This window comes from Rhizobium sp. SEMIA4064 (assembly GCF_003025035.1).
In the GTDB taxonomy this organism is placed as follows: Bacteria; Pseudomonadota; Alphaproteobacteria; order Rhizobiales; family Rhizobiaceae; genus Rhizobium; species Rhizobium paranaense.
Map to the genome: position 1 here is coordinate 690,943 of NZ_PYJN01000019.1, position 10,273 is coordinate 701,215.

The window sequence follows — 10,273 nt, forward strand, 5'->3', positions numbered from 1 at the left end:
CGAATCAGTCTTTAGCGCGAGGCAAGCTCCTGCCGGGTTGCGGCCAGAAGCTCCTCGGAAAGCGCGGGCGTATCCATGGCGCGGGCAAGAATGACCGCGCCGACCATGGTGGAGAGATCGGCAAGCGCCTTGCGCCGCCGCTCCTCCTGGGTTTCTCCGGGCGTGATCTCTTCCAGGATCGCCGCCATTCCCATCAGGCCGTTGGTGAAGGTGGACTGCATTTCGGGGCCGTAACGGCTGACCTCCTGCGTCAGCGCCGCAAAGACGCAGCCGGTGCCATGCTCGACGACGTTGCGATGCGAGAGATAATGCGTGAGTAATGCATCGCGCGGCGCCTCCGGCGCTCCCTCGACCACCTGCTGCCAGCGCTCCTGCGAGCGCGCCACCAGCGCCTTGCTGGCTTCGCAAGCCAGCTCGTCCTTCGATTCGAAATGGCCGTAGAAGCCGCCATGCGTCAGCCCGGCCGCCTTCATGATGTCGGCGACGCCGATGCCGTCGAAACCCTTCTCGCGAAAGAGCTCGCCTGCGACAGCAAGGATCTTCTCGCGATTCTCAGCGAATTTTTCCCGGCTCACTCTCATCAAAAAACTCCATCAGAGCATCAATAAATCTGTATTGACAATTTATATGATGACCATCATCAATATGCAACAAATATGACAGCAATCATGTAAATGCCTTTACACAAACGTTCAAGCCGGGAGAACGGCATGGCGCTAGAAGCGGACACGGCCACTCCTGGGCGTCTGCGATCCAGCGCTTTCGCCACCCTTCTGATCCAGACGTCAAGACACACAACTTTATCGGAACGCACCTCATGGTTTCCACAGTCCTTGCTTCGACGCTTGCCCGGCGCAACATCCACTATGGATGGGTCGTCGTCGGCGCCACCTTCTTGACCATGCTGGTCACCGCCGGTGCCATGGGCGCGCCTGGCGTGCTCATCAAGCCGCTGGAAGATGAGTTCGGCTGGAGCACATCCTCCATCTCCTCCGCGCTTGCCGTTCGCCTGCTGCTCTTCGGCCTGATGGGGCCGTTCGCCGCTGCCTTCATGAACCATTTCGGTGTCCGCAAGGTCATCGTCTTCGCGCTGATCACCATCTGCGCCGGCTTCATCGGCTCGCTGTTCATGACGCAGGTCTGGCAGTTGCTGCTCTGCTGGGGCATCGTCATCGGCTTCGGCACCGGCCTCACCGCCATGGTGCTGGCCGCCACGGTGTCGACGCGGTGGTTCATCAAGCATCGCGGCCTCGTCGTCGGCATGCTCTCGGCGAGTTCGGCCACCGGCCAACTCGTTTTCCTACCGCTGATGGCGGAGCTGACGGAACGCTATGGCTGGCGTACCACCGTGCTCTTCGTTTGCGGCATGATCGTCGTTGCCGCTCTGGTCGTGCTGCTGCTGATGCGCGACCGTCCCGCCGACGTCAATCTGCCGCTCGTCGGTGAAATCCATGTCTCGCCAACACCGCCCGCCACCAAGAATCTCAAGGCGGCCTTGGCCTCGCCCCTCGTCATCCTGAAAGAAGCGTCCGCGAGTTCCACCTTCTGGATCCTCGCCGCCACCTTCTTCATCTGCGGCCTTTCCACCAATGGCCTGATCCAGACGCATTTCGTCACACTCTGCGGCGATTTCGGCATCGTGCCGGTGGCCGCCGCCAGTGTTCTGGCCGTCATGGGCATCTTCGATTTCTTCGGCACGATCGGCTCCGGCTGGCTGTCCGACCGCTTCGACAATCGCTGGCTGCTCTTCTGGTATTACGGCCTGCGCGGCCTGTCGCTGATCTACCTGCCCTTCAGCAATTTCACCTTCTATGGCCTGTCGATCTTCGCCGTCTTCTACGGCCTCGACTGGATCGCCACCGTACCGCCGACCGTCAAGATCGCCGCCGACCGCTTCGGCCGCGAAAAAGCCGGCCTCGTCTTTGGCTGGGTCTTCGCCGCCCACCAGCTCGGCGCCGCCACAGCGGCTTATGGTGCAGGCCTGTCGCGCACCGAACTCAGCACCTACCTGCCCGCCTTCTTCATCGCCGGCGCCTTCTGCGTGCTCGCCGCCATCCTGGCACTGACGATCAGCCGCTCCGGCTCGACGGACAAGGCCCCGGCAATGGCCCACTGAGGCCAGCGCCTCGAGAGACAAAACGGCCCATGGCGTCCGCTGCCGCCATGGGCCGAATTGCAAGTCCCGGAAAACAAGACGCATTCCTTCGCAACCCGTCTTGCGCGTCCGGCCAATCACATGTTAGACACCCGCCTCGTTGCGATCCGTTGCCCCATTGGCGGAATTGGTAGACGCGCTCGACTCAAAATCGAGTTTCGAAAGAAGTGCTGGTTCGACTCCGGCATGGGGCACCATCTTACAGACTGAGAACCCTATATCATTGGAAATAACGCGCTAATTCGTCCTGCCGGTACTGAAGGCGGATGGAGTGCGAAAGAATTACCGTGAAATGCGTGATAAAGACCGGCAGCCTCGAACACAGGCGGCAGGTGCCGCGCCTATTTTGACGCCGTTCTACCGAACCCGCTAGTGGCTTACAGGAGTTATGCGGTTCACGGGCTGATGTCGCGATTTATTCGAAGACGCTCACGGCTAAAACTTCCGGAGGATATATGCAGCCTTTTGGCGATTATATTCCACCAATACACGCAGCTTGCGCTTCAACCTACTCTGGCGCACTATCAAGGTGGGTCAGGTCGCATGGCGTGGGGGGCGTATTATGTTCCGGCGGTATTGGTGGAGATGGGCGCCCGGCGCATTAATGGCGCTTATGCTAGGATGTGGAACCGCGCAGGCGAGCCTCTCTTATGTTCCCGGACAAACCGCGGAGGCTGGAAACTTCCTGTTGGTTGCTGGCGAGATTGACGCAAACGAAGACTTGTCAAAGTTCGTGACGGCCGTCCAAGCAAACAATACGCGCGTGATCCTTTTCAAGTCACCGGGCGGCAATGTCCTGAAAGCCATGGAGCTTGGTAGATTGATCCGCTCGCTACGGCTAGCGACCGTTCAAGTGAGGGCCGGAGAGTGCGAGTCCGCGTGTGCGCTTGCCTTCATGGGCGGTGTCATTCGCTTTGCAGACCCCGGCTCGATTGGCGTGCACAAGTCGTCATTTGCCGACACTAGTGGGATGAATGTCTCTGACGCAGTTTCCGCAGTCCAGCAACTCACCGCCGACGTCATGACCTACATGACTGAGATGGGCATTGACCCCGCGCTGATGCAGCTCGCTTTGAAGTACGACAGCGACGACATCCGCTATTTGTCTGGTAGCGAGATGGAACAGTATCGCGTTGCCCTAAATGGGGCGAAACCACTGCCCAACGCCTCTGCACAGGTCAATCCGTCAGGTACTCCTGCAGTTCCGTCGACATCCTGGCCGAACGCACAGACTGCCCCGGCAGTAGCAAGCCTTCCACCGGTCCTCGCACCGACCCTGGACCTGTCAATCCCCGCAGCGCGATCAGGGAAGGTGCAGACTTACAAGGGGATGGCACCTCTTAAGGCGACCCCTACGATGGCGTCGCCAACTGTTGAGAATTTCGCCAACGGTTCGCCTGCCACTATCCTTGGCGACACCGGCAAGTGGTACCGTGTAAGGGTGGGCTCAAGAGTTGGGTATATGTTCCGCGATTGGGTCTGGGTGGACCAATTCGACGCAGCACCTTTTGGCAGGCAATTCGTGCAGGTGAAGAGCTTTGACAATCTGGCTCAGACTGAGCAGTACGTCCGTTCCTCTGGTCTGCCCCTTGTTGCATACATATCGAGAAACGGATGGTTCGCCATCGCGCTGGACAGAACGTTTGAGCCCAATGAAGCGAAGACCCTCCTGGAAACGATGAAGGCAAATGGCTCTATCCCGGACGACTCCATTGCGACTTACGGAAATGCCTATGCTAAAAAGGTATGCTGTTCAGCCAAATAGCGGAACACCGCTGCGCTCGACCAGTTTAGCAACCATCCAAAGCTTTGATGCGCGAAATGAGCGTCTTTCCGTAAACAAAGACAGTCTGAACGACTGCGCGACCATGGCAAGTTCTCCCCGCATTCGTTACATAGTCGTAGGCGACACGAACCTCATCGTTTGACCTAGTGACGCTGCGCAGAGTTAACGGCATCGACATGTCACCAAAATAATCCTGTATCGACCGTTCGTTGAAGGGGCCTTTACCGCGCTTTTCAGGCACGACCAGCGCTGACGCCCTTTCTCCATCGGCCGCCGACAGAGCAGAATAGAAGGCACTTACCGTGGTCATGGGGTCAAAGACACTCTCCGACTCCGACCGCGGTGCACGTGCTGCAGTCTCCGGTTCTATTGGCTGATACGCTATGCCAACCCGCGTGGCTTTCTCTGGCGTCAACCATTCAATCCCCTCGGGTGGGGCCGTCGTCACATATATGATTGCCGCTTCTGGAAGCCCGATCTGATCAAGGTAGGCACCTACCAGAGCATTGCCGACCCCGCTTTCACTCGCCTTTCCATCGGCCAAGCGAAAAGCAGCATGGAAGCCAATCTTCGATGCCCGATCGAGAAAGCGCGGAGAGCCGGCCAGCCATATGAGGGCACAGGCAGAAGCACATAATGTCTGCTGCGCGACCACCGTTGCAAAACCACGCAAGCGGATAGCGCGGCCTATCTCAATCCCCGCGCTGAGCGCGCCTCCCTCGCTGTTCAGCACGACGAGGGCCTTATCAGATGCCGTCGCCAACCTGCGGAACACCGCGTCATCACCAACGTTGATCACGCCCTTCACAGTAATTAGGTCAATCCCGCTCACACCCGGCTCGCTGGTTATTTGGGCTGCGTGACCGACCGCGAGAGAAGAAAACAAAAATAACGCCGCAAAGAGTAAGTGACGCATCGATGCCCCCCTTGGATACACCGAGTATTGAGCATTCAATGCGCTGCACTTCAAGGGTGTTGGATTTTGGTTTGGGCACTGACGACCGGGCAAAGTCTCAGCGCCGAACACCCACCATCACGAAAATTTTTGATTTTGTGCCCTTTCCGTCATCCCCCGACCATTTACAGCCATAATCCTCCCCCCTAAAGGTGTGCAACGCAGCAAAAGGGGGCAGAATGCTTCGTAGACTTTACGACTGGACCATGTCGCTGGCCCGCCGCAAATCGGCGGAAGTTTGGTTGGCCATTATCGCCTTCGTTGAAAGCTCGATCTTCCTCGTGCCCGCCGACGTCCTGTTCCTGCCGATGTCTCTCGCAAAGCCCGAGCGCGCCTGGCGCTATGCGCTGACGGCGACGGTCGCTTCCGTGCTCGGCGGCATTGCGGGCTGGGCGCTCGGCTATTACGCCTTCGAGGCGATCGCCAAGCCTATCCTTATCTTCTACGGCAAGCTCGACGCCTTCAACCAGATGAGCGCCGGCGTCACCTACGGATGGGTCGTTCTGCTGCTCGTCACGTCGGGCCTGGCGCATCTGCCGCCGATCAAGGTGGTCACCATCCTTTCCGGCGTCGCCCATATCGATCTCGGCCTGTTCATCATCTCGGCCATCGTCGCCCGCGGCGCCCGCTTCTTCTTCCTGGCCTTTTTGCTGCGCCGCTATGGCGAATCGATCCGGCATTTCATCGAGAAGCGCCTGGGCCAGATCACCATGGCGGCCGCCGTCGTCCTCATTCTTCTCTATATCCTCTTCCATTATGTGCTGGCGCACTGAGCACGGAGCCCTTGCATGTCTAAGACCTTGACCTCTCGCGCCGGCCTCACCTATTCCGCGCTGCTTGCCGTCGGCATGATCATCGTCATCGGCTCGGCGCTCGGCTTCCAATATATCGGCGGCTATATTCCCTGCGCGCTCTGCCTTGAGCAGCGCCAGCCCTATTATTACGGCATTCCCGTCGCGATCGTTGCCGCTCTGACGGCGGTGGCCGGCTTGCCCTCGTGGATCACCCGCGCGCTGCTCGCCATTGCCGGCATCCTGATGGTGGTCGGCGGCGGCATCGGCGTCTATCACGCCGGCGTCGAATGGCACTTCTGGGCCGGCCCGACGACCTGCTCCACGACTGCCAGCAGCATGACGCAGAATGCCGGCGACCTGCTGAACGAACTCAGCACCATCAAGGGCCCGTCCTGCACGGAAGCCGCACTCCGCGTCCTCGGCTTGTCGATGGCCGGCTGGAACGTGATCGCCAGCGTCATTCTGGCGGCGATTGCGTTTATGGGTGTGAAGAAGGCGGGTTGATTGAACTGAGCTCGTCAGGCGAGCGAGCGGCTGTTGCAGCTACGTGCCTGGCCCCTCACCCCAGCCCTCTCCCCGCCTATGCGGGGCGAGGGAGCTCTACAATGCCCGACGCCGCCTATGTTCATATGGTGAGGCCAATTATTTTGCGCTGTCGTCCCCTCGCCCCGCTTGCGGGGAGAGGGCTAGGGTGAGGGGCCATGCAAATAAGCGCGGCAAAGCGGAACTCGCCCGACCTTCCAAGACAATCAACCTTACGGCTGCAGTTCCGTATCCCAGTAGAGATAGTCGAGCCAGCTATCGTGCAGATAGTTCGGCGGGAACAGGCGGCCGTTGTTGTGCAGGTCCTGCACGGTCGGCTGGTAGGGCTTCTGCGCCGGGAACATGCCGGCCTGCTTTGGCAGCTTGCTGCCCTTGCGCAGGTTGCATGGGGAACAGGCCGCGACGACATTTTCCCAAGTCGTCTCGCCGCCATGGGCGCGCGGGATGACGTGGTCGAAGGTCAGATCGTCATGATTACCGCAATACTGGCATTCAAACCGGTCGCGCAGGAAGACGTTGAACCGGGTAAAGGCAGGGTTGCGGGAGGGCTGGACGTAAGTCTTGAGGCAGACGACGCTTGGCAGCCGCATCGAGAAGCTGGGCGACGATACGGACTGATCGTATTCAGCAATGATATTCACACGGTCAAGGAAAACCGCCTTGATCGCGTCCTGCCAGGACCAGAGCGACAAGGGGTAATAGCTTAGCGGTCTATAGTCAGCGTTCAACACGAGCGCTGGCAAGGACTGCGGCGAGACTGCAATCGTCAAGGAACCCTCCTGATCGATTCGGCATCTGTATCTGTATATTAGGCCGGTTGTTACAGGATTGTGAAGTCCAATAAATTCAGTGCATAGCGTCGAATCGACGAGAGCGTCCGATCAGTCGATAGGCAGCGCGTCACGCCGGGTTTTGACGGCATAATAGGCCCAGAAGAGCCGGGCCGCGACCGAGCGCCAGGGCATCCAAGCCGTCGCTTCCCGGGCCAAAGCCTTGGGCAAGGGCCTGACCTCATGCCCAAATGCCATGCCGACAGCCGCCTGCAAGGCGACGTCGCCGACCGGGAACACATCTGCGTGACCGCCGCAGAACATCAGATAGACCTCCGCCGTCCAGGGGCCGATTCCCTTGATGGCAGTCAGCCCGGAAAGCGCCTTTTCCGGGCTTTCGGCACTCAGCGACTGAAGATCGAGGCCGCCGCTGACTACGGCGTCGGCAACGCGCTCCAGCGTATCCGCCTTGATTCGCGACAGGCCGAAACCACGCCAGGCATCCGGCTCCAGCCCGGCATAGGCTTCGGCGGTCACCCGCCCGGTCCTCGCCGTCATCCGCCCCCAGATCGCATCGGCGCTCGCCCGCGACACGACCTGCGACACGATGATATGGGCAAGCCCTTCGAAGCCCGGCTCGCGCAGGCGCAGCGGCACAGGCCCCGCCTCGGAGACAATCTGCCGCAGGCGCGGATCGAGCTCGACCAGCGCCGCCAGCCCCTCCCTGATATCGTCTTCGCCGCGGATGATGTGCATGGCTTCTCGTAGTGCGGGATTAAAATTCGTGGCAGAAGAAAGCATGAACGCGATTCCCCGTCAAAAGCCGATTTTCCGTTTCGCGCCGAGCCCGAATGGCCCGCTGCATCTCGGCCACGCCTTGTCGGCGATCCTCAATCACGACATGGCGGAGCAGGCCGGCGGCCGTTTCCTCCTGCGCATCGAAGACATAGATCAGGCCCGCTGCACACCCGAATTCGAAGCGGGCATATTTGCCGATCTCGCCTGGCTGGGCCTCTCCTGGGAAAAACCGGTGCGCCGGCAGTCCGAACACCTCCCGGCCTATCAAGCCGCCCTGCAGTCGCTCATCGCGCGCGACCTCGTCTACCCCGCCTTTCTGACGCGCGGGGAAGTGAAGGCACGGGTCGCGGCAGGCCTTGCCAGCGGCAGCCCGTGGCCGCGTGATCCGGACGGCACGCCGCTCTATCCGCCCGACGATCGCCTGCGTAGCACCACGGAGCGAAAGCGCTTGCTCGACGCCGGCCTCAAACACGCCTGGCGGCTCGACATGGAAAAAGCCATCACCGAGGTCGGGGGGGCGCTGCATTGGCAGGAAAACGGCGATGGCGAGAGGGGCGATATTCTTGCCAATCCCTCTGCCTGGGGCGATGTCGTGCTGTCGCGCTCCGATGCGCCGTCAAGCTATCATCTCTCCGTGGTCGTCGACGATGCGGCACAGGGCGTGACCCATGTCATTCGCGGTCTCGACCTCTTTCACGCCACCGCGGTCCACCGCCTGCTGCAGGCCCTGCTCGACCTGCCACAGCCGCTCTACCATCATCATCGGCTGATTCTCGGCGAAGACGGCAAGAAGCTCTCGAAGAGCCAGGGCGATACCGGCATTGCCGAATGGCGCCGGCAGGGCTGGTCACCGGCGGAGCTTCGCCGCCGCCTCGGCCTGTGATTGGTTTTCCAATCGTTGTTTATCCGCCTCGGGACCGCCCTTGCCGAAGAGCATGCGCCGCACCTTGAACTTCATCAACGCCGCATTGAACTCCGCGCCCAGAATGAAGATCACCGCGAGCATGTAGAGGAAAACCAGCACGATCATGACCGAGGCAAGACCGGCATAGGTGGCCGTGTAATTGGCGAAGGTCGCGAGGTAATAGGCAAAGATCAATGCGCCGAGCGACCAGAAGAGCAATGTCAGGAACACGCCGGGGATGACATCCAACAGCCGCCGCCGGCCGGCTGCCAGCCACAGATGCAGGATCAGCAGCCCGGCAAGCAGCAGGAAGACAGTGCCATAGATGCGCCAACTGAAGACGACCTCCAGAATATCGGCAAGCCGCGGCACCCACTCCCGCGTATAATTCAGCACCAGCGGCACGGCGACGAGCATGATGCTGAGGAGGGCAAAGATCAAAACCGCGATCAGCACATAGCCGAGGCTCGCAAGACGATTGAAATACCAGGGCCGGTTTTCCGGCACGCGGTAGGCGCGGTTGAGCGAGATGCGCAACGCCTCCACACCGTTGGAAGCGAAATAGGCCGCGGCCAGCACGGAGATGGTGAGCAGCCCGCCGCGCGGAATGGTCAGCACCTGCACCACCTGATCCGCCAACGGCTTGGCGATCGCCTCCGGCCAGGTATCGAAAATCAGATGCACCGCCGTCGAGGAAAACTGGCTGGCTCCGAGGAAACTCGCAAGCGCCGTGCCGAAGATCAGAAACGGAAAAACAGCGAGTAGCGTCGAGAGCGCCACATGGCTTGCCATCGCGAAACCGTCGTCCTCGACGAAATGAAACACCGCGTCGTAGACGACCCTATAGAGCGTACGAACGAATATCGGCATTCCATCTCCGCTTGAGCCCGGTTCTCGTCTGCCGGTTGTCGATTGTGTCGGGTCCTTGAATATGGGAAACGACTCTTCGTTTGTACAGGAATCATTCCATGGCAGATCAACGCACCATCATCGTCACGGGTTGTTCTTCCGGCATCGGCGCTTTCTGCGCCCGCGCGTTGAAGGCGGACGGCTGGCGGGTTTTCGCAACCGTGCGCAAGAAGGCCGACCGTGCTTCCCTCGAAGCCGATGGGATCGAAACGCTGCTGATGGACTATACCCTGCCGGAAACGATCTCGGCGCTGGTCGCAACCGTGCGCGAACGGACCGGCGACCGTATCGACGCCCTGTTCAACAACGGCGCCTATGGCCAGCCGGGCGCGGTCGAGGATCTTTCCACGGATGTGCTCCGCGAACAGTTCGAGACGAATTTCTTCGGCTGGCATGAGCTGACGCGGCAGGTGATCCCGCTGATGCGCAGGCAGGGCCGAGGCCGCATCGTCAATGTTTCCTCCATTCTTGGCCTGGTTCCCTATCGCTTCCGCGGCGCTTACACGGCTTCGAAATTCGCGCTGGAGGGCCTGACGATCACCCTCCGGATGGAGCTGCAGGATAGCGGCATCCATGTCAGCCTGATCGAGCCCGGCCCGATCACCTCGCGCTTTACCGCCAATGCGCTCGCCAAGATCAAGGAGCATATCGACCTCGAA

11 protein-coding genes and 1 tRNA gene are annotated in these 10,273 nt (G+C 60.3%); 7 read left to right on the forward strand and 5 right to left on the reverse strand.

The features are described 5' to 3' along the window. Positions 1 to 11: 11 nt before the first annotated feature. On the reverse strand, positions 12 to 581 hold the full coding sequence (locus C9E91_RS17015) for a TetR/AcrR family transcriptional regulator (protein ID WP_107109423.1): 570 nt from the start codon (positions 579 to 581) through the stop codon (positions 12 to 14). A gap of 236 nt (positions 582 to 817) precedes the next feature. On the opposite strand from C9E91_RS17015, the gene C9E91_RS17020 reads away from it, so the two are divergent. The 3 genes from C9E91_RS17020 (at position 818) to C9E91_RS17030 (ending at position 3,920) form a co-directional block, all read left to right on the forward strand. Beyond that, positions 818 to 2,116 carry an MFS transporter gene (locus C9E91_RS17020; protein ID WP_107109424.1) on the forward strand — a complete coding sequence of 433 codons (1,299 nt, stop codon included), beginning with the start codon at positions 818 to 820 and terminating at the stop codon, positions 2,114 to 2,116. A gap of 151 nt (positions 2,117 to 2,267) precedes the next feature. Then, positions 2,268 to 2,352, forward strand: a tRNA-Leu gene (locus C9E91_RS17025). Positions 2,353 to 2,843: 491 nt separating this feature from the next. Then, complete coding sequence (locus tag C9E91_RS17030; RefSeq protein WP_146144004.1) at positions 2,844 to 3,920, forward strand: hypothetical protein; 1,077 nt, start codon at positions 2,844 to 2,846, stop codon at positions 3,918 to 3,920. A 25-nt stretch (positions 3,921 to 3,945) separates the two neighbouring features. On the opposite strand, the gene C9E91_RS17035 is transcribed toward C9E91_RS17030, so the two are convergent. Next, positions 3,946 to 4,857, reverse strand: coding sequence for a COG3904 family protein (locus tag C9E91_RS17035; RefSeq protein WP_107109426.1), 912 nt, complete (start codon positions 4,855 to 4,857; stop codon positions 3,946 to 3,948). A 218-nt stretch (positions 4,858 to 5,075) separates the two neighbouring features. Between C9E91_RS17035 and C9E91_RS17040 the strand changes: the two genes are divergently transcribed. Both C9E91_RS17040 and C9E91_RS17045 read left to right on the forward strand, forming a co-directional pair. Continuing rightward, complete coding sequence (locus C9E91_RS17040) at positions 5,076 to 5,669, forward strand: YqaA family protein (RefSeq protein ID WP_107109427.1); 594 nt, start codon at positions 5,076 to 5,078, stop codon at positions 5,667 to 5,669. A gap of 15 nt (positions 5,670 to 5,684) precedes the next feature. After that, positions 5,685 to 6,194, forward strand: a complete 510-nt coding sequence (locus C9E91_RS17045; RefSeq protein WP_107109428.1) for a disulfide bond formation protein B — start codon at positions 5,685 to 5,687, stop codon at positions 6,192 to 6,194. A gap of 251 nt (positions 6,195 to 6,445) precedes the next feature. On the opposite strand, the gene C9E91_RS17050 is transcribed toward C9E91_RS17045, so the two are convergent. Both C9E91_RS17050 and C9E91_RS17055 read right to left on the reverse strand, forming a co-directional pair. Further along, positions 6,446 to 7,003: an HNH endonuclease gene (locus C9E91_RS17050; RefSeq protein WP_028754837.1), complete on the reverse strand. Its 558-nt coding sequence runs from the start codon at positions 7,001 to 7,003 to the stop codon at positions 6,446 to 6,448. 111 nt (positions 7,004 to 7,114) lie between these two features. Next, a complete protein-coding gene (locus C9E91_RS17055) occupies positions 7,115 to 7,759 on the reverse strand; it encodes a DNA-3-methyladenine glycosylase family protein (protein WP_107109429.1) in 645 nt (214 codons plus the stop codon). 43 nt (positions 7,760 to 7,802) lie between these two features. Between C9E91_RS17055 and gluQRS the strand changes: the two genes are divergently transcribed. Then, on the forward strand, positions 7,803 to 8,684 hold the full coding sequence (gene gluQRS / locus C9E91_RS17060; protein ID WP_107109430.1) for a tRNA glutamyl-Q(34) synthetase GluQRS: 882 nt from the start codon (positions 7,803 to 7,805) through the stop codon (positions 8,682 to 8,684). Here gluQRS and C9E91_RS17065 read toward each other — a convergent pair. After that, positions 8,649 to 9,575 (reverse strand): YihY/virulence factor BrkB family protein, encoded by a 927-nt coding sequence (locus C9E91_RS17065; protein WP_107109431.1) that lies wholly within the window; start codon positions 9,573 to 9,575, stop codon positions 8,649 to 8,651. The two genes, gluQRS and C9E91_RS17065, sit on opposite strands and share 36 nt — an antisense overlap. A 98-nt stretch (positions 9,576 to 9,673) precedes the next feature. Here C9E91_RS17065 and C9E91_RS17070 point away from each other — a divergent pair. After that, positions 9,674 to 10,273, forward strand: a 600-nt coding sequence (locus C9E91_RS17070) for an SDR family NAD(P)-dependent oxidoreductase (RefSeq protein WP_107109432.1), incomplete at its 3' end; no start/stop codon positions are given.